This window comes from Amphritea sp. (assembly GCF_048266285.1).
In the GTDB taxonomy this organism is placed as follows: domain Bacteria; phylum Pseudomonadota; class Gammaproteobacteria; order Pseudomonadales; family Balneatricaceae; genus Amphritea.
The window spans coordinates 193,861-217,224 of the sequence record NZ_JBLWZV010000004.1; the positions used below are offsets into that span (position 1 = coordinate 193,861).

Sequence of the window (23,364 nt, forward strand, 5' to 3'; positions counted from 1 at the left end):
CCTGTCCACTCTTGACAGGTGGCTTTTTATTCACTGAACGGAATAGACCTCTCTCTCTTAACGCGACCCGCTGTGAACTCATCCCTTGCCACCCTCTCAACTTAGCCGACCTCAGGAATAAACTCCCCTCGCCAACGACCCGCTTGCTGCTCTTGTTGCACCACCTCGTAAATCAGTGGAATAATAGCGCGCATTAACGAAGTGCGAGGCCGGTTGGCGGCGGTGGTGATATAAACATCACGTTCCATACCCGGCTCGATAATTTCAAGCGCATGAATTTGCCCTGTTTCCTCTAAGTGATAAAAAGAGGAGGATGGGCTCAATAACATACCGTAGCCATCGGATACATATCGCAGTGTCGTCATCAACTGCCCAAAACCGGGTCGATGCCGTACCTTAACTCCCACCTGCTGCTCATACTGGCGCAACACATAGCCCAACGAATCTTGCCGTCCGGTAACAATCACTTCATGCTTTGCCAATTCGGCAAACGATATACAGCTGCGCTGGCGTAACGGTTTCTGCGAACTAACTTGCGGCGTATCACCCATCGCCAAATACAGTTTCTCTTTAAATAATTGCTCGCGGGTAAGCTGTTTCGTATCGCTACCATCCGGTGATGAGATTGCCAGATCAATCTCGCCACTCAATAGCTGCGAAGACAAGCTATAAGACAGCCCGGCAAACAGATCCAGCTCTATTTTTGGGTAACGCTGCTCAACCAGCTTCAGCAGCGGCACAGACACCACATTACCAATCGGCTGAGTCATTCCCAAAACTAACCGACCCGCAGGCTCCTGCTCCGACTGACGGATATCTAGCTTGGCCTGATCAACCTGACGCATAATAGACTGCGCATGAGCTTTAAAGAGCTGACCACTTTCGGTTAGCCGCACCCCGCGATAGTCCCGATCAAACAACGAGGTGCCCAGCTCATGCTCCAGATTTTCTAGCTGTAGACTGATACTCGGCTGAGCAATATCAAGCTCACGAGCCGCTGCAGCTATACTGCATAACTCAGCGGTTTTCAGAAAATAGATCAATTGTTTGGTATTCATCATGCCAGCATATAAGAAAAATATTGAACCGACCAATATTTATTATTCTTTTTATTGCGCCAGTTTTGATTAATATATTAACCAACAAGCACACAGCATAAATGTGAGGAAAGCCTATGTCTTTATCTAACCGTTATTATGAACGCCCATCAAGATTCAGCGAAGCCGAGTGGAATGCTCGTATTGACTTAGCGGCGATGTATCGTATTTTTGCGTATATGAAGTGGGACGAATCGATCTACAACCATATCTCGTTGCGCGTTCCCGGTGAGGAAGGACACTTTCTAATCAATCCATTTGGGCTGCACTACAGTGAAGTTACCGCCTCGAACCTAGTTAAAGTCGATGTGAATGGCACCATCGTTGACCATTCTGACTGGCCAATCAATCCAGCAGGCTTTACCTTCCATAGCCAAATCCATGACAAAGTTGCCGACGGCCACTGCGTCATGCACGTACACACAACAGCTACACTGGCGGTTTGCTGCTTAGAAGACGGCCTCTCCTATAGCAACTTTTACTCGGCGCAACTTTACAATAAAGTGGCTTATCATGAATTTGAAGGCATCACCGTTCACCTCGATGAAGGTGAGCGCATTCTTGCCAGTGCCGGCGATAAACCCGTCCTGATGCTGCGTAATCACGGACCTGTCGTCATTGGTGCAAGCTTAGCTCAAGCATTTTCACTCATGTGGTTGGTCAACCGTGCGTGTGAGGTACAATGTGCGTCAATGGCAATGGGCAAAGTCCGAGAGATTCCTGAAGCGATTGTGAAGAAATGCACTGCGGATTCTCTCAATTTTGACCCTAAATTTGGTGCTGGCGAAGATGTATTCGCCGCCATGAAGCGACTCGTTGAAAAACAGGACCCTTCATTCAAACGTTAATCGAGTACAGGCCCCCTCTATGAAAGTATGCGTATACGGCGCAGGTGCAATCGGTGGACTCATAGCAGCACGACTCAGTGCGGCTAACGCTAACGTATCAGTCATTGCCCGGGGGGCCACACTGCAAGCCTTACAGCAACATGGCGTGGGCCTTTCTGAGCATGATAATACCCGTTTCTATCCGGTGACGGCGGTGTCACAGCCGGATGAACTCGGCATCCAAGATCTCATTATCATTGCGGTTAAACAACCGGCACTCAATCAAATTATCCAAAGTATCAGCCCACTCATCGGCGAACACACACGCGTACTGCTGGCAATGAATGGCGTGCCTTGGTGGTTCTTCGATGGCCTAACTCAGGCCCCCGCTGATAAGATTCTCCAAACAGTCGATCCACAGGGCAATCTACGCCACGTTATCCCCAGTCACCAGGTGATCGGCTGTGTTATTCATGTCGCCGCAGCCGCTATATCACCGGGTGTGATTCGCCTCAATATGGGCAACCACCTTATTATTGGTGAGCCATACGGCATATCCCCAACGACCAACCAGGTCGCAGAACTACTTCAACAAGCCGGCTTTGAGATAACTATATCGCCGCAGATTCAACAGGATATCTGGTTCAAACTACTCGGTAATATGACCATGAATCCGATATCGGCGTTAACGCGCGCGACCGCCGACTGCATCCTCGACGACCCACTGCTTAATCAGTTTTGCTGTAAAGCGATGACCGAAGCCTTAGAGATAGGTAACGCATTAGGCTGCGTCGTTGAACAAACACCCGAAGAAAGAAATGCCGCAACCCGCAAGCTCGGTGCCTTTAAAACATCAATGCTACAGGATGTCGAAGCCGGTCGACCACTGGAATATCAAGCCCTCATAGGTGTTGTCTATGAGATAGCAGAGAAACTCGGTAAACAAACGCCTTATATTGCCGCGCTCTACGGTTTAATCAGACAACTCGATAAGCATCAAGCCAGCAATTCAAACTAATCACGCCACTCCCTCTTCTACTCACGATTACATTAACAACGCTCTGCCGAATAACCCGCTTTTGCAAACGCGGATAAGAGGGTTCCCGGCACAAAAAAAGGGCTGGCAGTTACCTCAATAAAAGAGATAACCGCCAACCCCTCGGTAAAAACGATCGATACGTTTTACCGGCTGTTATTTAGCCAGTGAACGGTACATTTCCAGAGCCGCTTTACCGTCAACATGCTTAGCATTCGCACGTTCAACCCACTCATCTGCCATACCGGCTGTTTTCGCTTCAAATTCAAGAACCATTGGATCTGTTGCGCTCAGCTTATTAACCTTAATGCCGTTTTCTTCTGCGGCAGCATAGCCGTCAAGATCAGCATCCCCCCAGCTTTTACCTGCTAAACGGGATAGTTTCTCACCAGAAACACTCATCAACGCTTGCTGATCTTTCTCACTCAATGCATCGAAGGAATCCGGATTCATAAAGAAACTAAAGGTTGTAGTATACATTCCATCAGGGAAAGCGGTCAGGTATTTTGATACCTCAGCCACACGCAGATATTTCAGATCAAGCACCGGTAAGAAAACACCTTCAACAACACCTTGCTGCATCATCTCGTAGATCTTAGGTGCTGGCGCGCCAACCTGAGTCACTTCTAATATATCCCCTACTTCATTAACGACACCGCCGCCAATGCGCATTTTCTTATCTTTTAGATCCGCGAGGGAGTTCACGGGGAAAGTGGTATGCAGCTGGCCTGGACCATGTACAAACAAGCCCAACAGCTTCAGACCATCATATTCGTTGGCCGCATTAAAATACTTTTGCTGTACCTTCCATAATGCAACGGACGCTTTTTCAGCATCAGGGCTCTCGCCAGGTAGCTCAGCAATATTACCCAATGCAAAACGACCCGGGACATAACCGTTAACGGTAAAGCTCGCATCGATTACCTGATCTTCTACCAAGTCAAACATCGACTTAGGATGGCCTAGGCCATATTCCAGTTCGACTTTCACACGTCCTTCAGTGGCTTCTTCAACCCACTTCGCCCAAGTAGGCCAAACAACGGCGTTTTGGGGAGCGGTTGGAGGCAACCAAGTACCCACTTTAAGCGTCGTCACCGCCGCAGCATTGAAAGACATAAACATGCCAGCACAAACACCGGCGGTTGCTAGCAACTTTGTTATTTTTTTCATTTTTTCAGTTTCCTGATTGATTACACGTTGAGCAAACCCCGCCGTCACAAAACTCACATTGGGATCTTTCCATAAATGTAGCTGTTTAGACTTCTGCTTGATAACAACCAGAATCGACTCTCATATTTTTCGGGCCAAGTATCATTATCATCACCGCGAATGCGATACATTCTATGATTTGTTGACATTCTAAACAATACATACTAATTAACATATTAACAAAAAGACTATACATAAGAATACAAAGTAATGTAGGCCCCCTCAATATTTTTCCTATAGGCAAAACATGGTCATTATTACTTTCAAAAGTTATCGATATACGAAACACTCAACATCATCAACCTACCAAGGAAACCGCTATTATGCATACAGCACCGACGCTAAAACATTTTGCCGAATTAAAGGTGAAGGTCGATACTCCTCAAGAAATTGGCCATGCTCAACATGGGCAACGACGGGTCATTCCTATTACGGGGGGTACGGTGGAAGGTCATGGGTGGTCCGGCAAAGTACTCTCAGGCGGGGCCGACTATCAGCTCATCCTCACTCCTCGCATGGCGAACCTCGATGCCCATTACGTCTTAGAGTTAGACAGCGGTGAGCGTATCTATGTGCACAACCGTGCGATTCGCGTAGCAGAACCGGAAATAACGGCGCGCTTGATCAAAGGGGAGCCGGTTGATCCTTCAGAAATCTATTTTAGATGCAGCCCAACATTTGAAACCGACTCCCTCTCCTTAAAATGGATCTGTGAACGGATGTTTATCGGCACCGGCATTCGCAGGCCCGATCTCGTCGAAATGCACTTCTTTGAAGTGTTATAAAAACCACAAAAAAGGCTCGCATGTGCGAGCCTTTTTCAGAGGGAAAGAAAAAGCGTTAAGCCTTCTCAATCAACACTTTACAAACGGCTGGAACCCGGCTCAAACTTGCCTGTTACCGATGCCTGAGGGCCTGGCACGGCTGAACCATCCTGCTCCGTCACAGGGAAGACACAGTTAATCTGACCAGTACCTGAACTACCAAAATACGGTGTCAGAATCTCAGACTTACCTTCATAATCAGACCACCCCAATGCGCCCAGCATCATTGCGGTATCATGCATAAAGCCTTCACCATGACCTTTAGCGGCATATTCAGGCAGCATCTCGCAGAAGGTTTTCCAATCACCCCGCTGCCACATTTCAACCACTTCTTTATCCAGCGTCTCGAGGAACGGACTCCAGATTTTATTGGCAAACTCGGGCGCCTGACCATTCTGAGCAAAGCGGTGTGAAAGAGAGCCACTGGCAAAAATAGCCACCGTACCATCGTAATGCTTTTCAATCGCTTCACGCATCGCCCAACCGAGACGAGCTGAGTCATTGAGGTAATGGACAGTACACAGCGCCGATACCGAAATCACTTTAAAGTGACGGTCTTCGTTCATATAACGCATAGGTACCAATGTGCCATACTCAGGCGCTAGAGAGGTCGCATCATGAGCCAGAGTTTCAACACCCTGCAGGTTACATTCTTCTGCCAATATCTTGCCTAACTCAGGATTACCATCGTACTCATACTCCATATTAGAGATAAAGTGCGGCAGTTCACCACTGGTATAATTACCTTTAAAATGAGGTCCACAATTGATGTGGTAGTTAGCATTCACTAACCAGTGGGTATCAAATACGACAATGGTATCAACCCCGAGTTCTCGACAGCGCTTACCGATTTCGATATGACCATCAATGGCCGATTGACGAGTACCTTTCTGCGGACCGTCTAGCTCAGACAGATACATACTTGGAACATGTGTAATCTTAGCTACGAGCGCCAGTTTGCCCATCTCACTATCCTCTTATTTTATTGCTGCAGGCGATTCCTGAACCCATCAAACCGTTATCGATTCGACCTACCAGTATAGGCTGCTTTCATTTGAGCGATTCCACCAGCCATTAGCGACGGTTGGATACCTAGCTCAGTTATAATTAACATCTTAACTAATATTACCCTATTTTCACAAGTATAAATATCTCAATTGTCTATTCTTTACTCACCGCGTTCTAACCTTCGCCGTAAAGAAAGCCTCTCTTCATACCCCCAGAGAGGCATCACCCATATCGTTCTATGAACCATCATTAATGGCGCATCCCCGCTGCCTGAACTATGGTTCAGACAACAACTCCATCACGGTAAGATCAAGAATATTAAGCTGGCGCTGGCATTAACGGCTAAAGGATCGCTTGAATGAATACCGAACACTCCGCAACACCTGCAGGCCCTACGGCATTAACCGAGATGGATCCAGCATTAGCTGCGTCTTTATTGGCTCAGGAAACACCCGATGAGATTCGTCATACACTCAATCAGCTTCCCAATGACTGCGCGCTCGATATAGCGGCCCACCTCGCCGACCATACGCCAACGGAGAACAACCCCACGGAACCTCTTGAAGGTATCGACGGCACCATCGCCCCCTTAATGGTCGAGCCCTTTGGCATTTTATCGCCGGATGATACTGTTGCCAGCGCCCTCGCTTATATTGTAAAAATGCCACCATCGATCACTATCACTTACCTCTATGTCACCGACGACAGCAATATACTGCTTGGCGTGTTGGCCATGCGCGATCTACTGCTCGCTAGTCCAGGGCAAACACTAGAGCAGATCATGACACCACAACCGTTTCGTTTCACCCCAGAGGTGCGCATGCCAGAAGCGGTGAACGCCGCTCTGGCCAGACGACACCGCCTCTACCCCGTCACCGATGAAAAAGGGGTATTGCTAGGGCTCATCTATGGCTGGCGATTATTTGAATATGTCGCCACCGAGATCAGTGCCCAAGCGGGTGCAATGGTCGGTGTAGATAAAGAGGAGCGCATATCAACCCCCATCCTTAAAGCCTTTCGGATGCGCCACCCTTGGTTACAAATCAACCTTCTAACCGCCTTTGCTGCGGCCTTTGTTGTCGGAATGTTTGAAGACACCATCGCGCGTATCGTTGTCCTCGCGGTTTTTTTACCCGTGCTGGCAGGCCAAAGTGGTAACACCGGCTGCCAAGCCCTAGCGATCACTTTACGAGGTATGACATTGGGTGAGCTTCGCGACATGCCTCTGACTAAAATATTAAGAAAAGAAGTCATTCTCGGTGCGATGAATGGCTTCTTCGTGGGTTTAGTTGCCGCTTTAGCCATGTGGGTCTACGCCACCCTGAGCAACACTGGCGACCCAGCAACCCTTGCCTTAGTTATTCTTATCGCAATGATAGGTGCCTGTATCGGCAGTGGTATTTTTGGCGTACTGGTACCGCTGACCTTAAGGAAATGGGGCGCCGACCCCGCCATGGCCAGTAGTATTTTTCTCACCACCTTCACCGATGTGCTGGGGATGGGGCTTATGCTATTACTGGCAACCAATCTGTTAATGTAGCCGTGTGCCGATAGTGTTGCCTATCCTCTTGCCGACCGATTTTGGCGAGACCAAATCTATTTATTAAGATTATTGAATAAATTTAGCTAAAACATTTGCCAAGGGGGTGGGTGCTCTGTATTATACGCCCCACGTTGATGCGGGGTGGAGCAGCCTGGTAGCTCGTCGGGCTCATAACCCGAAGGTCGTCAGTTCAAATCTGGCCCCCGCTACCAACGTAATAATTAAAGGTGTATCGAAAGATATGCCTTTTTTTGTGCCTGGAATTTGAGAATACATCGATCATTGTAAGAAAGGCGTCGGGCTCGGCTCTTTATAAACACTCGGGAAGGTCGTCAGTTCCAACTTAGCCCCCGCTACCACAACGGAAGATTAGGCTAACCGAAGGGTTGGCTTTTTTTTCGTCTGAAATTTGAGAATGCATCGATCATTGTAAGAAAAGCGTCGGGCTCGACTCTTTATAAACGCTCGGGAAGGTCGTCAGTTCCAACTTAGCCCCCGCTACCAACGTAATAATTAAAGGTGTATCGAAAGATATGCCTTTTTTTGTGCCTGAAATTTGAGAATACATCGATCATTGTAAGAAAGGCGTCGGGCTCGACCCTCTATAAACACTCGGGAAGGTCATCAGTTCAAACTTAGCCCCCGCTACCACAACGGAAGATCAGGCTAACCGAAGGGTTAGCTTTTTTTTCGTCTGAAATTTGAGAATACATCTAAGATTGTAAAAAAGGCGTCGGGCTCGGCTCTTTATAAACGCTCGGGAAGGTCATCTGTTCCAACTTAGCCCCCGCTACCACAACGAAAAACCAGGCTAATCGAAAGGTTGGCTTTTTTTCGTCTGAAATTTGAGAATGCATCGATCATTGTAAGAAAAGCGTCGGGCCCGACTATCTATAAACGCTAAGGAAGGTCGTCAATTCATAAGCTGTGCTTAGAGCGCGACTTGCATTAAGGTGCGCAGCAGCGAAGCCCAAAGGCATAACAGTCTACAGGCTGTTATGAATAACTCTGCCCATCGCCACAACGGAAAAATAAGCTCATCGAGACCCGGCTTGCTTAGCCTGAAATAAAACAAGAAAGGCCTCCGATTCGGTTCTTTAATAAGCACCCTGATAAAGTAGTTAACTCAGCATTACATCGCGATAAAAACAGCGATTCTGTAAAAATGAATATCCTCTAAAATCAAAAAAACTTCAGTACAAACTTCTAAGCGCTAAAAATGCTGATCATCAGCGATATCCGTTGAATTTCAACGAAAGCCGGGAATTATCTCAAATTACCCAAACAGGATAATTTCCTGCATCTATCGCCTTTTACAACTTTAACTTTAAATATCAGCCATATTACAGATCATTTTCTTGGTTGACTTGCCCCACAACCCGGACTAATGTTTAGCTCAAGTGCACCTCAGAAGGGTGACACTAGAGCCTAAAATACCAACCGGCTTATCCCCGGTAAAATAAAAACAATATATAGACCTAGCTGTGATCCAGCGAAGGCTAAAGGTAATCACCATGAATAACCGCCACTCTTTTCGGCGCACCCTGCTGTGCCAATCTGCGTTACCTTTTGCAATAACCTACTCCAACGCATCTTTCGCTGCGCGAAAACCGATTATCCATCATCGACATAGTTTGCCGTCTAGCATCTGATCCATCATTGATCTGTTGACCTATTTTCTGATTCGTTCTGTAACGAAACACAGACCTGTGCCGTTCAGAACCTGGAGCCATCCGCATGACAAATTCTGTTTCTTTACAAGATAAGTGGGACAAGCAATCGGGCCGAGTATATATCACCGGTAGCCAAGCGTTAGCTCGACTGCCGATGTTGCAAGCCGCGCGCGATAAAAAAGCAGGCCACAACACCGCTGGTTTTATTTCTGGTTATCGGGGATCGCCATTAGGCAACTTTGACAAAACACTGTGGCAGATACGCGACCACTTAGAAGCCGCAAATATCGTCTTTCAACCGGGGGTAAATGAAGACCTCGGCGCAACGGCGGTCTGGGGATCACAACAGGTTAACGTCTTTGAAGGCGCTCGTTACGATGGCGTGTTCGGCCTCTGGTATGGCAAAGGCCCCGGTGTCGATCGTACTGGCGATGTGCTGAAACATGCCAATGCCTTCGGTACCTCTCAGTACGGTGGTGTGCTAGCGATTGCCGGCGATGATCATGCTTGCAAATCATCGACCCTACCACACCAAAGCGATTACGCTTTTATGGATGCGATGATCCCGGTGCTTTATCCTGCCGGAATCCAAGAGATGCTGGATTACGGTCTCTACGGTTGGGCAATGTCACGCTACAGCGGCTGCTGGGTTGGTTTGAAAGCGCTGGCAGAAGTGATGGATTCAGCAATCTCAGCGAATCTAGATCATGATCGCTTAGCCATCAATACTCCTGATGATTTCGAGCTACCCGCCGACGGCCTTAATGCCCGCTGGCCCGACAAACCCATGCAACAGGAAGAGCGCTTACATCGCTATAAAATTCGTGCCGCACAAGCATTTTGCCGCCATAATCGATTAGATAAAATTATTATTGATACCCCGCAGCCTCGTTTTGGCATTGTCACCACCGGCAAATCCTATCTGGATGTCTTACAAGCATTGGAAGACCTGGGTATCAGCCACCAGCAAGCCGCCGAACTCGGCATCCGCCTGTATAAAGTGGCGATGCCATGGCCGCTAGAACCCGAAGGCATCTATGAGTTTGCCGATGGTTTAGATGAAATTCTGGTCATTGAAGAGAAGCGCGGTCTTATCGAAGACCAGCTCAAAGAACACCTCTATAGCTGGCAAGATCGTGCTCAAACGACCCGCCCGACCATTGTCGGCAAAAAAGATACGCTCGGTAATGAGCTACTAACTAGCCTCAGCGAACTCACCCCCGCGATGATTGCGCGTGCCATTGCCGCCCGTATCGCACCGTTTTATAACAGTGAACAAGTTACTCAGCGGCTCGCCTTCCTGACAGAGAAAGAATATGAACTGTCACAGCCTCGGGCACTATTAGAGCGTACGCCTCACTTTTGCTCTGGCTGTCCGCACAACACCTCGACCGTCGTACCCGAAGGCAGCCGCGCGCTAGGCGGAATCGGTTGTCATTATATGGCCACCTGGATGGATCGCGGCACCGATACGTTTACCCAAATGGGCGGCGAAGGCGCAACGTGGATAGGCCAAGCCCCCTTTACCGACAACAATCATGTATTCCAAAACCTCGGCGATGGTACCTATTTCCACTCAGGCTTATTAGCCATCAGAGCCGCGATCGCCTCTAAGGCCAATATCACCTATAAGGTGCTATACAACGATGCCGTCGCCATGACGGGCGGCCAACCGATCGATGGTCAGCTCACCGTACAACAGATTACCCACCAGCTCTATGGCGAAGGGGTGCACCGCATCGCCGTTGTCAGTGATGAACCGGATAAATACCCTAGCCGTTCAGCCTTTGCTGAAGGCGTTACTTTTCACCATCGAGATGACTTACAACAGGTTCAGCTAGAACTACGTGATATTCCCGGCTGTACCGCGATGGTCTACGATCAGACCTGTGCCGCCGAAAAACGTCGTCGCCGTAAGCGCGGAGAGTTAAGCGATCCGCAAAAACGAGTCGTTATTAATCAGGATGTCTGCGAAGGCTGTGGCGATTGCGGCGTGCAATCTAACTGTCTATCGTTACTGCCCAAAGAAACCAGCCGTGGTCGCAAGCGGGCGATCGATCAATCCGCCTGTAATAAAGACTTCAGTTGTGTGCGTGGTTTTTGCCCCAGTTTTGTCACTGTCAAGGGCGGCAAGCTGCGCAAACCGGAACCTTTAGGCAAGCTCAGCAGCTTCCCTGAACTGCCCACCCCACAGCTTCCTCAATGCTCTACGCCCTACAATATTCTACTCACCGGCGTTGGTGGCACCGGCGTTGTCACCGTGAGCGCCCTGCTCGGAATGGCAGCACATATCGAAGGTAAAGGTGCTGGGGTATTGGATCAGATCGGTCTAGCCCAGAAGTTTGGCGCCGTCATGAGTCACATACGTATTGCCGATACGCAGGAGCAGATTCATACCGTGCGCATTCCTGCGGGCGAGGCAGACTTACTCATCGGCTTTGATTTGATGGTCGGCGCGAGTGAAGAGGCACTGGGTAAACTCGACCGCGCACGCAGCCAAGTGGTCATCAACACCCATGAAACCATGCCCGCTGCGTTTACCCGAGATCCGGATGTGCAGGTGCCCAATGCAGCGATGGAACAGGTTATCCGTAATACCGCTAAGCCACAGAGCAGTTTCTGCCTCGATGCCACCACCCTCGCCACCAATCTACTCGGTGATGGTATGGCGGTTAACCTTTTCTGCATCGGTTATGCTTGGCAACAAGGGTTGATTCCACTCACACTGGCATCTATCGAACAGGCGATCGAACTGAACGGTGTTGCCGCCGATGCCAATAAACAAGCACTGTTATGGGGACGTCGTGCCGCCCATAATCTGCAACAAGTTGAGCAGATCGCCACCCCAGCAACCAATATCGAGCCAGTCAAAATGATGCCAGGACTCGATGAACTGGTCAGCCTGGAAACTGAGCACCTGCAACAGTATCAAAATGCCGCACTGGCAAAACGCTATGCAACGCTGGTCAAACAGGTCAGTGATGCTGAAAAAACACTGGGAAAAGGCCACTCACTGAGTCTAGCCGTGGCTGAAAACTATGCCAAAGTGCTCGCCTATAAAGATGAATATGAAGTGGCGCGCTTACTCACGTCTGCCGATTTCAGGCAGCAGCTAGAAAGCCAGTTTGAAGGCGATTTCAAACTCGAATTTAATCTAGCACCACCACTGATATCACGTATTAATAGCGCCACAGAGCGACCTAAAAAACGCACCTTCAGCGAAAAGATTCTACCGCTGTTCCGTCTGCTGGCGCGCGCCAAAACCTTGCGAGGTACACCGCTGGATATCTTTAGTTACAGCGCTGACCGTCGCCTTGAACGACGCTTAATCCGTGAATATGAACAGGATATCGCCGCCATCATGAACAATCTTAGTGTTGATAACCTTCAAGATGCCGTTGAACTGGCGAGACTGCCCGCCGTTATTCGTGGCTATGGTCCGGTGAAAGATGCCGCCTACGAAAAAGCACAGCAGACACGTCAGCAACTATTAGGACGCATTCGCCAACTGGACAGCACACAGTCACAGGTCGCGGTTTAAACATCAACACTCAGCAGCTTCAGGAAAACCGTTATGTCTGTTTTTAGTCATACCGAATTTGATAACCACGAACAGGTAGTCTTCTGCCACGATAAGATAACCGGCCTAAAAGCCATTATCGCTATCCATAATACCCATCGCGGCCCAGCGCTAGGTGGCTGTCGCATGTGGAACTACCGCTCGGACGCGGAAGCCCTCAACGACGTACTGCGCCTATCCCGGGGAATGACCTATAAATCAGCCCTCGCCAACCTAGATCTCGGCGGCGGTAAATCCGTCATTATCGGCGATCCGCGCCAGCATAAAACGGCGGATCTGTTAGCCGCGATGGGGCGTTTTCTTGAACGCACTGGGCATCAGTATATTGCCGCTGAAGACTCGGGAACCTCTGTCGCCGACCTGCAAGTCATGGCACAACATACCCACAACGTGGCCGGTATCACCGCGCACTTAGGTATCGATGGTCAACCGAGTAACGGCGATCCTTCACCTGCCACTGCCTATGGCACCTTTATCGGTTTAAAAACGGCGGTGCGCCATCAACTAGGCCGCACTGAACTGAACGGCCTTCAAGTCGCCATTCAAGGAATCGGTAATGTCGGTTATCGGCTGGCAGAATATCTACACCACGCTGGCGCAGAACTCTATGTCACCGATATCCATCCAGATCAGGTACAACGCGCGGTGCAGCAGTTTGGCGCTACCCCAGTGGCACAAAGTGAAATTTTATCATTGGATGTGGATGTTATTGCGCCCTGTGCACTCGGCGCAATCCTCAACGAGGACACTATTCCACAGATCAAAGCCCGTGTTATAGCAGGAGCAGCCAACAATCAATTGGCCGCACCGCGCCATGATCAGATGTTACGTGAACGGGGCATTCTCTATGCACCCGATTATGTGCTGAATGCCGGAGGTATCATCGATATTTTCTATGATCGTATCGGCCATGATCACAACAAAGTGCGTGCTCATATCGAAACGATTGACGACACTCTCAGCGAGATTTTCAATCGCGCCAACGAACAACAACGCCCCACCGGTGAGATTGCGAATACCCTAGCGGAAGAGCGCTTCAAAAAGTAACCACGCTCTCAGCTTCTACCTAGCCCATCATTGATGGGCTAGTTTTTCTGCCTAACAAATCATATCGGGTAATACCGAATGACCAAACGGCCTAAGCACCTCACTATCACGACAGCTTACAACAACGCCTTCAAGGCCACCCGATACGCCCGCAACATCATTCAGTTCGACTTAAAATAAGTGCCTTTCCCTTAGCCAATCAAATCTCGGCGATCGCTTCCAACGATTCAGGTAAAATCTGACCGCCATCAACAATGATCTGCTGACCGGTAATATACGCCGCTTCTTTAGAGGCAAAGAACAGTGCAGCATTAGCAATATCCGCCACTGTTCCCAACCGCTTCAGTGGAATAGACGCAGCCATGGTATCCAGATAATCCTGCCCTAATCCCTGCAAACCCTCCGTATAGATATTGCCAGGCATTACCGCATTGATGGTGGTGTTATAGCGTGACAGTTCCATCGCGGCGGTTTTCATAAAGCCCAACTGCCCAGCTTTTGATGCGCCATAATGAGACCAACCAGGAAACCCAGTGACAGGACCCGTAATGGATGAAGTAACCACCACTCGACCCTCTCCAGCTTTTTCAAAATAAGGGATTGCTGCTTTCACCGTCAGAAATGTGCTTTTCAAATTAGTCGACATCACATGATCCCAATCGTCCGGGTTCATATCGGCAATTTTCACCTGTGGAAAAATACCGGCGTTAGCACAAACGATATCGACACTACCAAACACCTCAGCAGTCTTAGCAAACATCGCTTCAACCTGACTCCATTCAGACATATCGCAACAACAGTAGTCAGCCTCGCCGCCTGCCGCCACAATCTCTTTAACGGCGCTTACCGCGTCGGCTTCTCCACGAGCAACGATCATCACCTTTGCCCCTTGTGCGGCAAAAACGTGAGCAATACCTTTACCAATGCCTTTCGATGCACCGGTTACAATACAGGTTTTTCCTGCGATAGAAGTTAACATATCACTCATCTCCTTAAAGCGTATTTGGCTTTTTAAAACGTGCTAAAAACGCCGGCACAGAGGGCGCTATCAGTGCAATCGCTAACACCAAGGCGGAAGAAAGCACCGTCAAGATACCGACCGTCGGCACCAGCGGTGAATAACCAGACACCATCTTGGCATATAACCATTCCGGCAACGTTGAATCCGCACCCGTGGTAAATAACGATAGCGGGAAATTCCCCCAACTCAGTAGAAAAGCAAACAATCCTGCTGAAATAACACCCGGCATCAACAAAGGAATTGTAATCTCCCTCATGATCTGAAATGTTGAGCAGCCCATATCACGCGCAGCTTCTTCCAGTGTCGGATCAAAACTAAACGCCCTGATCGAGATAATTAGTGTTGCGATTGGTGAGATCCAAACAAGATGCGCAATCACCGCCGTATGCCAGGTCGGAATCACCTCAAGGGCGTTAAACCACATCAACAGAGCCAAGCCTAAAACCGTTTGGGGAAAGAAAATCGGCAGCAGAATCAGTTTCTGATAAAGCTTCCTAAAACGCCAATGGTAACGGGCAAACGCCAGTGCGCCAAAGAACCCCACGACCATACTAATAATGGTTACGATGCCGGCAACCTGTAACGAGATACGTAACAATTCAGTCACCGTATCACTTTGCAATGCTGCGCCATACCACTTGGTGTCATACGCACGAATAGGGAACGAGAGATAACGCCCTTTCGATATAGAAGCAAAAAACACCGCAATTAATGGTAGGTAAAGAAACACCAATGCCGCAATACCGTAAACCAATAATGCTCGATTTGTTCGTGATGACTGAGCCATTAGCGCTTGCCTCCCATAATAGTATCCAGATCGACACGGCTAACCACCCACAATGACAACCCGCCAATCAGCGTAATAAGCAGCATTGATAAAGCGGACCCTAGGGGCCAGTTTTGCCCATAGGTGAAGGCAGTTTCAATCTCATCGGCGATCACAATCACCGCCTGCCCGCCCAACAGCTTGGATTCAGCCAGTGCACCAGCGGCCAAGACAAAGGTGAGTAACGCGCCAACCACAATACCAGGTGCGGCCAGCGGTAAATCAATCTCCCAAAAAATCCGTGCGCGGCTAGCACCTAAATCTGCCGCTGCCTGACGAGCATCATCGGGCACCATCGAAATACCCTGCGCCAGAGGAAATAGCATAAAGGGAAAGTAAACATAGACGAGACCAAAAACGATGATGGGCACATTATACAGCAGTCCATCAAAGCCAAACCCAAACCAATGGCGCAGATAGCCTTCAACCAGCCCACCTTTCATGAGTGTCAGCACCCAACCAAACATGCGGATATTTTCAGAGACAAACAGCGTCATCACCACACCAATGGTTAGCACAAGCGTGAACTTTTTAAATACTTTGGCCATGGCAAAGGCTAACGGCCAACAAATAATAAGCAAACATAACGTCGCCGCAAACGCCATGCCTAAAGACCACGCCAGCGATTTCCAATAACCCTGTTTAAAAATCTCTGCGTAGGCTGAGAAATCCGGCATATTAGCCAGTGAGAAGACTTTCTCCGGCATAATAGAAAAAGCTGCCACCACGCCTAAAGGCGCCAAAAATGACAAGGTTAACAGCACTATAATCGGCAACGCACACAAGGCTCCTAAGCGTTGATCTAAACGTTGCATTAGACCCTCTCCCTAATCAAGTGACTGTGGTTGGCGCTCCAGCCTAATGTGACCTCATCATTCAGCGCTCCCTGATACATATCATCACGCAGAGCCTCAACAATTAAGCGCTTACCATGAGGGGTGTGGACCTCATACTGAATGCGTGAACCAAGATTAAAGTCGGCTGTAATTGTTCCCTGTATTTTAAGGTCGGCATCACCATCCGCACTGATAAATTTTACATTTTCTGGGCGCACCATAAGTGCCCCCACCTCATCCTGTAAACTCAGCGAACTAGCTGCCGCCTTAGAGATCTGAAGTTCATCTGCCGCTGAATGGCCGATATCAAACAAATTTACATCACCCATAAACTCGGCAACAAAACGGCTGACAGGCTGAGTATAAATTTCATCGGCAGGCGCTATTTGCTCAAATTCACCTTTGCGCATAATCGCGATACGATCACTCATACCCATCGCTTCTTCAAGGCTATGAGTAATATAGATAAAGGTTTTGCCGGTACGGGCATGAAGATCTTTTAACTCTTTCTCTAATGTCTTACGTAGCCGGTAATCCAATGCCGATAGCGGCTCATCAAAAAAGAGTATTTCAGGATCAAACGCCAATGCCCGCGCTAAAGCCACCCGCTGCTTCTCTCCGCCGGAACATTGATTGACACCTTTGTCATAGTAATCTTGAGGTAAGCGCAACAGATCTAATAATTCTAAGGCGCGTTGCTTACGCTCTGCCGCATTAACCCCTTTAATCTTTAAAGGAAACTCAATATTCTGTCCCACCGTCATATGGGGAAACAGCGCTAATGATTGAAATACCATACAGGTGGGCCGCTTATTAGCTGGCACTGTATCGATGCGTTTATTACGCAACCAGATGGTACCTTCGTTTGCTTCATCCATCCCCACCAGCAACCGAATCAGGGTTGTTTTACCGCTGCCAGAAGGTCCGACGATGGCTAAAAACTCCCCCTCTTTCACATCAAGGTCGATACTATTGAGGGCCGTAAACTCACCAAATTTTTTATACAACCCAGCAATGCTTAAAATCGGTAATGCCTTCATTGATTCTCATCCAAACTATAAACATGTCATAACCGTTGCCCGTGAAGTTTCCGGCCTCAACCGAACCGGCAGCCTTAAACTATTACAGACTTAGCTAATGATTTAAGGTTGCCGGCATAGCATCAAGCCCGTTTCACGGCGTTATAAATGGTGATCAGTTCGTCATATGACGCCACTTTGTCATACTCAACCGATAGCGACATCTCCTCTTCAATAGTGTCCCATTGGATCGCATCCAGCTCCTCAGCAGACCACAAACTAAATACCTTCGGGTCACCCATCTGGCTTACTGGGTTATAGGTGCCTTCGGCAAAACCGACGGCTTTAGCAATTTCTGGTTGTTGCACAAACTCAAGAAAGTCTTCCGCCAAGGTTGTTGGCTTAGGGTTGTTCACCAAAGAGGTCAACTCAATCCAAGCAACGCCGCCTTTACCGTCAATCGGGCCTGATTTCGGCGTAATGGCGCGAATATTTGACAAACCATCGAGACGAGCAGGGCTAGCGGTATAGGTCCCGCCGGTGAAGTATGCGTCAATTTCACCATTCACCAGTGCGGTATTCATCGCCACTAAGTCATCCGATAGCAGCTTAGCGCCACCAAAGATGGTTTCAGCGGTCTCTTTAAAGGCAACAAAATCGGCCTCTTGTAGAGGTTTAAACGGATTCACGCCCGCCGTAATACACATATGAATGACGTTCCAATTATCATAGGTAAGAACGCCATATCGACCTTTCATACTTGGATCAAGAAATAGGTTCCAGCCCTCTTCTTCAGCGGTTTTCTGGCTAATTTTGTCGGTATTGACAACAAAGGAGAAAGGACCATAACGTTGCGGCATCCCAATCAACTCACCATCGTCAGCAAACGCCAATGGATAAGGTTCTTTAAAAGCAGGGGCCATCTTGTCAAAGTAAGGCATAAAGCGTTCTTTATTAAGCGGCTTAATCAAGCCAGCAGGGTAAAGCTGAGCCCGAGCCCAAGGCTGGTTAACGTTAATCAGATCCCAGACATTAACCTCTCCGGCACGTAACTTATTAATCATATCGGGGTCGGATGTCCCACTCTCTGCGCGGATAGTTGCCCCTGGGTTAAGGCGACGAAACGGTCCCAAAACCTCATCTGTGTTGTAACCTTCCCAACAAAGAATGTTCAGGTGAGCACTCTCAGCTGCATTCAAATGCCCAAAAGGATTACCCAGTGCAGCCATACCGGCTGAAGCCGCCAATGCTTTGGCGAAATCACGTCTAGAAAGTTTCATTGTCTATCCCTCTTATCAATTCTCAGGATTCAAATGCAATGGGTTACACTGCAACAAATCAGGCTACATTTTGATCAAGTACACACAAATTGCATCAATAAATGTTGTAAGTCAAACATTTTATGTTTAACCTTCAACAACAACAATCAAACAATAGCCCCAGGAGAAACCCTTTATGAGTGGTTTATATGACGATCAATTACTGGATGAGCTACTCCGTGGGACTCAGAGCTTGGTCGGTGAATGGGGTTTATCTGATCAGACTGAAGTACGACTATTGACCATCTCGGAAAATATGACCTGTTTAGCCTATGACCCGACACAAGATAAACAGCTCATACTACGGGTTCATCGCCCGGGCTATCACACCCGAGAGGAAATTCAGTCAGAACTGTTATGGATTAATGATCTAAGACAGCAAGAGATTGTAGACACGCCTAAGCCCATCGCGACACAGGCGGGGACCGCTATTGCTTCATTTAGCACTAACAATGAAATACGCGATGTGGTTGCCTTCAGCTTTATGTCGGGAAAAGAACCCTCCACCGACTCCGAACTCATCAATGGCTTTCAGCAACTGGGGAGCATTAGCGCCAAGCTGCACAATCATTCACAAAACTGGGTTCGGCCAGTTACCTTTGTCCGCAAAACGTGGAACTTCGACACCATGTTAGGTGCCAGCCCCTTATGGGGTGATTGGCGCGCCGCTGCTGGCCTGACTGACTCCGGCCGACAGACTATCGAAGAAGCCTGCTTGATTATCCGCCATCAACTCGAAGCATACGGCATGGGAGATCGTCGCTTTGGCCTAGTACATGCCGATTTGCGGCTAGCCAACCTACTGGTCGACGGTAACCGCTTAGGAGTGATTGACTTCGATGATTGCGGCCTCAGTTGGTTTATGTATGACTTTGCTGCAGCCATCAGTTTTATAGAGGACGATCCTCTTGTAGCCAGCCTGCAATCAGCCTGGATTCAAGGTTATCGTGATCACCGCCCGCTTTCAGCCGTCGATGAAGCGATGTTTCCAACCTTTATTCTTTTACGCCGCGTGTTGTTAACAGCCTGGCTCGCCAGTCATAGTGAAACACCTACAGCCCAAGAGCTGGGTACCGAATTCACTGCTGTCACCGTCAATATGGCGGCACAATACATCTCTAGTCATCAATAGTGGTAAAGCGCATGTCGAATAATAAACGTGGCATTCTGGATATGAATGCTTTCGATGCCAGAAATCAGGAAGCTATCGCCAACCCTCTGCTAAAACGCCGTACCGAGAATATCGGCGCCGCCTCAGTATTGTTCTATAAACAACCCATAGAGATGGTATCCGCCAGCGGCTGCTGGATGACGGATGCCGCCGGCGTTCGCTATCTTGATTTTTATAATAATGTGCCCTCTGTTGGTCATTGCCACCCGCAGGTGTCCGCGGCAATTGCCAAACAATTAGCAACACTCAACACCAATTCTCGCTACCTGAGTGATGTCACCGAAAGCTATCTGGAAAAACTAAAGTCGACTTTGCCATCGACATTAAAAAATGTCGTGATGACCTGTAGCGGCAGCGAAGCCAATGATCTAGCCATGCGCATCGCGAAAGCCAATACCGGCTCTCAAGGTTTTATCGTCACCTCGACCGCTTACCACGGCAATACAGAATATGTCACACAGGTGTCGCCTTCCGCGCTTAAAAACGGCTCCTGCCCCGATCATGTGGTAACAGTGCCTGCCCCCTGTACTGCCGCCTTTGGTAATGATGTTGAAACAGGCTTTAATCAAGCCGTAGTAGAAGCGATAGCACTATTAAAGACGAGGGGTTATGGCATTGCCGCACTACTGTGCGATTCTATTTTTTCCAGTGATGGGGTGTTTAGTGATCCCGCCGGATTTTTAAAGCCCGCCATCGAGACCATACACCAGGCGGGAGGTCTCTATATCGCCGATGAAGTACAACCCGGCTTTGGCCGCACCGGTGACTGCTTTTGGGGTTTCCAGCGGCATAACGTGATACCCGATATGGTTACCATGGGAAAGCCGATGGGCAATGGTTACCCCGTCGCCGCTCTGGTGGTCAAACCAGACCTTTTGGAAACGTTTTGTCACGATGTAGGATATTTCAATACTTTTGGAGGCACACCCGCCGCCGCGGCAGCAGCGATGGCCGTTATGGATGTTATCGAACAGGAGGGCTTGCAAGCGAATGCAAAAAATATTGGTGGCTACCTAAAACAGCAATTCACCAAGCTGAGTGAAACTGACTTACGTATCGGTGAAGTTCGAGGTGCAGGTCTATTTATCGGCCTAGACCTGTGCGACCCACTTACGGCCGAGCCTTCCCCGTCACTGGCAACACAGGTTATCAATGGGTTGCGTGATGAGCACGTATTAATCGGTGCTGCAGGCCCTTATGGCCATACTCTCAAAATACGTCCGCCTTTATGCCTGAACCTTGAAGAAGCCGATTATTTCATAGAGGCAATAAAAACAGTGCTGGGCAGGCTACCTAGTTGAATTGTATGACATATACAGAGGCGTCCGTCTTACACGGTGACTCACTTATCAAACGTGACGACCGATGTTCCTGCCGCCTCAATAACATCGGCCAATGCTTGCGTCGGGCGAACATCAGAGACCAGCGCATCTACCTCCTCCCAGCGACAATAATTAGCGGCAAAAGTCAGATTAAACTTACTATGATCCGCCACAATCATGGTGCGGGTCGAACGGGCAATCATCGCGCCGTACACCTCACCGGCTTCAATGACGGCATCACTTCCGCCATCCAGATCAAGGCCACTGGCTCCCAAGATCGCCCAATCAGCTCGGAAATTTTGCAAGTAACGAATAGTTTGCGATCCATGCAACGCGCCTTCTGGCGCAAAATAACAGCCTGGCGCCATCAACACTTTAATGGTCGGATTCAGCGACAACACCGTAGCAACCCCAAAAGAGTGCGTAAACACGGTAATATTATTCATCTCGTACGCCATACGCCTAGCGAGATGCACGGTAGTCGCACCCGAACCGATCATAAAATGCTTACCACCCATCAGAACAGGCACGGCGGCGCGGGCAATCTTCTGACGCTCCTCCACCATCAAGTTCTGACGTTCATTCAACACCGGCTCTTGCATATTTTTGCGTATCACAGCACCGCCGTAGGTTCGATCAATAATCCCCTGCTCGGTCAACTCATCCAGATCTCGACGAACAGTTTCTGCCGAGACACTCAACTTTTCAGCCAACTCAGTAATACGCAATCCAGGCTGAAAACCAAGCTCTTCAATGATGCGTTTCTGACGCTTTGTTTTTTTATTGGTAACCATGAAATTAAATTAACTCAGTCTATGTAGTTGTGCAACATATTGATATTACTCAGGAGAAACAAATGACGTGGAACTGGAAAACAGCCTATCGATCTTTTTACTATGCCACCGCAGAGGAACCGGAAGATATCCATCTGCAACCTCAGCAAACAGCCCTATTGGTCGTCGACATACAGAACACCTACCTTGAGGCGAAAGACGATACGCAAGAAAATCGGCGCTGGCAGCCATTTTTCCAGCGGATGAATAACACCGTTATCCCTAACACCGCCGAGTTAATCGCCTTTTCACGACAACATAATATAGAAGTCATCTTTGCCCGTATCGCTTGCCAAACAGAGAATGGCAGAGACCGCTCTCTTAGTCAGAAAAAACCTGGCTTTAACTACTTACTTTTACCACAGGCACGTGAAGATAGTCAGATTGTGTCAGCGCTTTCCCCGATCGGCGATGAAATCACCGTGTTAAAGACCACAGACTCAGCCCTCACCGGCACCAACCTACGACTGACACTTCATAATATAGGGATCAAGCAGGTCATTGTCGCGGGCATTTTTACCGATCAATGCATCTCATCGACGGTACGAAGCCTAGCCGATGAAAGCTTTGAAGTACTGGTGGTTGATGATTGCTGTGCCGCCGCAACTGATGAGATTCACCAACAGGAACTAGAAATCATCAATATGATCTACTGTCATGTTATCCGCAAAGCAGACCTCGACAGTATGATCGGGTAAATCAACTCTTTGGACAGCTGAACATTCGATTAGCCTGATTTTCCGTTGTGGTAGCCGGGGCTAAGTTGGAACTGACGACCTTCCCAGGCGTTTATAAAGAGCCGAGCCCGACGCCTTTCTTACAATGATCGATGTATTCTCAAATTTCACGCACAAAAAAAGGCATATCTTTCGATGCACCTTTAATTATTACGTTGGTAGCGGGGGCTAGATTTGAACTGATGACCTTCCTAGGCTTTTATAGAGAGCCGAGCCCGACGCTTTCCTAACGATATTCTACAAGCCAAATTTCAGACGAAAAAAAAGCCAACCTTTCGGTTAGCCTGATTTTCCGTTGTGGTAGCGGGGGCCAGATTTGAACTGACGACCTTCGGGTTATGAGCCCGACGAGCTACCAGGCTGCTCCACCCCGCATCAACGTGGGGCGTATACTACTGATACATCGGCACTTATGCAATGCAAATAAACAATATTT

Annotated in this window: 18 protein-coding genes and 2 tRNA genes; 10 read left to right on the forward strand and 10 right to left on the reverse strand. The window is 48.6% G+C overall.

What is annotated here, in order from left to right; all coding sequences use genetic code 11:
* Positions 1-101 precede the first annotated feature (101 nt).
* Positions 102-1,058 (reverse strand): LysR family transcriptional regulator, encoded by a 957-nt coding sequence (locus ACN0T0_RS07810; protein ID WP_417224820.1) that lies wholly within the window; start codon positions 1,056-1,058, stop codon positions 102-104.
* Positions 1,059-1,174: 116 nt separating this feature from the next.
* On the opposite strand from ACN0T0_RS07810, the gene ACN0T0_RS07815 reads away from it, so the two are divergent.
* Both ACN0T0_RS07815 and ACN0T0_RS07820 read left to right on the forward strand, forming a co-directional pair.
* Positions 1,175-1,945, forward strand: coding sequence for a class II aldolase/adducin family protein (locus ACN0T0_RS07815; RefSeq protein ID WP_417224822.1), 771 nt, complete (start codon positions 1,175-1,177; stop codon positions 1,943-1,945).
* Positions 1,946-1,964: 19 nt separating this feature from the next.
* Positions 1,965-2,942, forward strand: a complete 978-nt coding sequence (locus tag ACN0T0_RS07820; RefSeq protein ID WP_417224824.1) for a 2-dehydropantoate 2-reductase — start codon at positions 1,965-1,967, stop codon at positions 2,940-2,942.
* Positions 2,943-3,116: 174 nt separating this feature from the next.
* Here ACN0T0_RS07820 and ACN0T0_RS07825 read toward each other — a convergent pair whose 3' ends face one another.
* Entirely contained in the window at positions 3,117-4,130 is a 1,014-nt protein-coding gene (locus ACN0T0_RS07825; protein WP_417224826.1) for a TRAP transporter substrate-binding protein, read from the reverse strand.
* Positions 4,131-4,492: 362 nt separating this feature from the next.
* On the opposite strand from ACN0T0_RS07825, the gene ACN0T0_RS07830 reads away from it, so the two are divergent.
* Positions 4,493-4,954 (forward strand): DUF3237 domain-containing protein, encoded by a 462-nt coding sequence (locus tag ACN0T0_RS07830; protein WP_417224828.1) that lies wholly within the window; start codon positions 4,493-4,495, stop codon positions 4,952-4,954.
* A 77-nt stretch (positions 4,955-5,031) separates the two neighbouring features.
* Here ACN0T0_RS07830 and hpaD read toward each other — a convergent pair whose 3' ends face one another.
* The gene (hpaD, locus tag ACN0T0_RS07835) at positions 5,032-5,958 is read right to left on the reverse strand and encodes a 3,4-dihydroxyphenylacetate 2,3-dioxygenase (RefSeq protein WP_417224830.1); all 927 of its coding nucleotides are present in this window, start codon (positions 5,956-5,958) and stop codon (positions 5,032-5,034) included.
* 401 nt (positions 5,959-6,359) lie between these two features.
* Here hpaD and ACN0T0_RS07840 point away from each other — a divergent pair, with 401 nt between their 5' ends.
* The 4 genes from ACN0T0_RS07840 (at position 6,360) to ACN0T0_RS07855 (ending at position 13,844) form a co-directional block, all read left to right on the forward strand.
* Positions 6,360-7,541, forward strand: a complete 1,182-nt coding sequence (locus ACN0T0_RS07840; protein ID WP_417224832.1) for a magnesium transporter — start codon at positions 6,360-6,362, stop codon at positions 7,539-7,541.
* Positions 7,542-7,679: 138 nt separating this feature from the next.
* A tRNA-Met gene (locus tag ACN0T0_RS07845) sits at positions 7,680-7,756 on the forward strand.
* A gap of 1,525 nt (positions 7,757-9,281) precedes the next feature.
* Positions 9,282-12,758 (forward strand): indolepyruvate ferredoxin oxidoreductase family protein, encoded by a 3,477-nt coding sequence (locus tag ACN0T0_RS07850; protein ID WP_417224834.1) that lies wholly within the window; start codon positions 9,282-9,284, stop codon positions 12,756-12,758.
* Positions 12,759-12,791: 33 nt separating this feature from the next.
* Positions 12,792-13,844: a Glu/Leu/Phe/Val dehydrogenase dimerization domain-containing protein gene (locus tag ACN0T0_RS07855; protein ID WP_417224836.1), complete on the forward strand. Its 1,053-nt coding sequence runs from the start codon at positions 12,792-12,794 to the stop codon at positions 13,842-13,844.
* A gap of 199 nt (positions 13,845-14,043) precedes the next feature.
* Here ACN0T0_RS07855 and fabG read toward each other — a convergent pair whose 3' ends face one another.
* The 5 genes from fabG to ACN0T0_RS07880 form a co-directional block, all read right to left on the reverse strand.
* A complete protein-coding gene (gene fabG / locus ACN0T0_RS07860; protein ID WP_417224838.1) occupies positions 14,044-14,823 on the reverse strand; it encodes a 3-oxoacyl-ACP reductase FabG in 780 nt (259 codons plus the stop codon).
* 13 nt (positions 14,824-14,836) lie between these two features.
* Entirely contained in the window at positions 14,837-15,652 is an 816-nt protein-coding gene (locus ACN0T0_RS07865) for an ABC transporter permease (RefSeq protein ID WP_417224840.1), read from the reverse strand.
* On the reverse strand, positions 15,652-16,506 hold the full coding sequence (locus ACN0T0_RS07870) for an ABC transporter permease (RefSeq protein ID WP_417224842.1): 855 nt from the start codon (positions 16,504-16,506) through the stop codon (positions 15,652-15,654). The genes ACN0T0_RS07865 and ACN0T0_RS07870 overlap by 1 nt, the downstream gene beginning before the upstream one ends.
* Positions 16,506-17,567 (reverse strand): ABC transporter ATP-binding protein, encoded by a 1,062-nt coding sequence (locus ACN0T0_RS07875; protein ID WP_417224844.1) that lies wholly within the window; start codon positions 17,565-17,567, stop codon positions 16,506-16,508. Before ACN0T0_RS07875 ends, ACN0T0_RS07870 begins: the two co-directional genes overlap by 1 nt.
* A 122-nt stretch (positions 17,568-17,689) precedes the next feature.
* Positions 17,690-18,826, reverse strand: a complete 1,137-nt coding sequence (locus ACN0T0_RS07880) for an ABC transporter substrate-binding protein (protein ID WP_417224846.1) — start codon at positions 18,824-18,826, stop codon at positions 17,690-17,692.
* A 175-nt stretch (positions 18,827-19,001) separates the two neighbouring features.
* Here ACN0T0_RS07880 and ACN0T0_RS07885 point away from each other — a divergent pair, with 175 nt between their 5' ends.
* Positions 19,002-19,997, forward strand: a complete 996-nt coding sequence (locus ACN0T0_RS07885; protein ID WP_417224848.1) for a phosphotransferase enzyme family protein — start codon at positions 19,002-19,004, stop codon at positions 19,995-19,997.
* Between the two features lie 11 nt (positions 19,998-20,008).
* Entirely contained in the window at positions 20,009-21,337 is a 1,329-nt protein-coding gene (locus ACN0T0_RS07890; RefSeq protein ID WP_417224850.1) for an aspartate aminotransferase family protein, read from the forward strand.
* Between the two features lie 41 nt (positions 21,338-21,378).
* Here the strand turns inward: ACN0T0_RS07890 and ACN0T0_RS07895 are convergent, their stop codons facing one another.
* Entirely contained in the window at positions 21,379-22,152 is a 774-nt protein-coding gene (locus tag ACN0T0_RS07895) for a DeoR/GlpR family DNA-binding transcription regulator (protein WP_417224852.1), read from the reverse strand.
* A gap of 62 nt (positions 22,153-22,214) precedes the next feature.
* Between ACN0T0_RS07895 and ACN0T0_RS07900 the strand changes: the two genes are divergently transcribed.
* Complete coding sequence (locus ACN0T0_RS07900) at positions 22,215-22,889, forward strand: cysteine hydrolase family protein (RefSeq protein WP_417224854.1); 675 nt, start codon at positions 22,215-22,217, stop codon at positions 22,887-22,889.
* A 337-nt stretch (positions 22,890-23,226) separates the two neighbouring features.
* Here ACN0T0_RS07900 and ACN0T0_RS07905 read toward each other — a convergent pair.
* Positions 23,227-23,303 (reverse strand) — tRNA-Met (locus ACN0T0_RS07905).
* Between the last annotated feature and the right edge of the window lie 61 nt (positions 23,304-23,364).

What these genes read in the sequence shown, in the direction of transcription:
- ACN0T0_RS07810 (WP_417224820.1), bottom strand. Translation starts at nt 1,058, where the DNA reads ATGAATACCAAACAATTGATCTATTTTCTGAAAACCGCTGAGTTATGC.
- ACN0T0_RS07815 (WP_417224822.1), top strand. Translation starts at nt 1,175, where the DNA reads ATGTCTTTATCTAACCGTTATTATGAACGCCCATCAAGATTCAGCGAA.
- ACN0T0_RS07820 (WP_417224824.1), top strand. Translation starts at nt 1,965, where the DNA reads ATGAAAGTATGCGTATACGGCGCAGGTGCAATCGGTGGACTCATAGCA.
- ACN0T0_RS07825 (WP_417224826.1), bottom strand. Translation starts at nt 4,130, where the DNA reads ATGAAAAAAATAACAAAGTTGCTAGCAACCGCCGGTGTTTGTGCTGGC.
- ACN0T0_RS07830 (WP_417224828.1), top strand. Translation starts at nt 4,493, where the DNA reads ATGCATACAGCACCGACGCTAAAACATTTTGCCGAATTAAAGGTGAAG.
- hpaD (WP_417224830.1), bottom strand. Translation starts at nt 5,958, where the DNA reads ATGGGCAAACTGGCGCTCGTAGCTAAGATTACACATGTTCCAAGTATG.
- ACN0T0_RS07840 (WP_417224832.1), top strand. Translation starts at nt 6,360, where the DNA reads ATGAATACCGAACACTCCGCAACACCTGCAGGCCCTACGGCATTAACC.
- ACN0T0_RS07850 (WP_417224834.1), top strand. Translation starts at nt 9,282, where the DNA reads ATGACAAATTCTGTTTCTTTACAAGATAAGTGGGACAAGCAATCGGGC.
- ACN0T0_RS07855 (WP_417224836.1), top strand. Translation starts at nt 12,792, where the DNA reads ATGTCTGTTTTTAGTCATACCGAATTTGATAACCACGAACAGGTAGTC.
- fabG (WP_417224838.1), bottom strand. Translation starts at nt 14,823, where the DNA reads ATGTTAACTTCTATCGCAGGAAAAACCTGTATTGTAACCGGTGCATCG.
- ACN0T0_RS07865 (WP_417224840.1), bottom strand. Translation starts at nt 15,652, where the DNA reads ATGGCTCAGTCATCACGAACAAATCGAGCATTATTGGTTTACGGTATT.
- ACN0T0_RS07870 (WP_417224842.1), bottom strand. Translation starts at nt 16,506, where the DNA reads ATGCAACGTTTAGATCAACGCTTAGGAGCCTTGTGTGCGTTGCCGATT.
- ACN0T0_RS07875 (WP_417224844.1), bottom strand. Translation starts at nt 17,567, where the DNA reads ATGAAGGCATTACCGATTTTAAGCATTGCTGGGTTGTATAAAAAATTT.
- ACN0T0_RS07880 (WP_417224846.1), bottom strand. Translation starts at nt 18,826, where the DNA reads ATGAAACTTTCTAGACGTGATTTCGCCAAAGCATTGGCGGCTTCAGCC.
- ACN0T0_RS07885 (WP_417224848.1), top strand. Translation starts at nt 19,002, where the DNA reads ATGAGTGGTTTATATGACGATCAATTACTGGATGAGCTACTCCGTGGG.
- ACN0T0_RS07890 (WP_417224850.1), top strand. Translation starts at nt 20,009, where the DNA reads ATGTCGAATAATAAACGTGGCATTCTGGATATGAATGCTTTCGATGCC.
- ACN0T0_RS07895 (WP_417224852.1), bottom strand. Translation starts at nt 22,152, where the DNA reads ATGGTTACCAATAAAAAAACAAAGCGTCAGAAACGCATCATTGAAGAG.
- ACN0T0_RS07900 (WP_417224854.1), top strand. Translation starts at nt 22,215, where the DNA reads ATGACGTGGAACTGGAAAACAGCCTATCGATCTTTTTACTATGCCACC.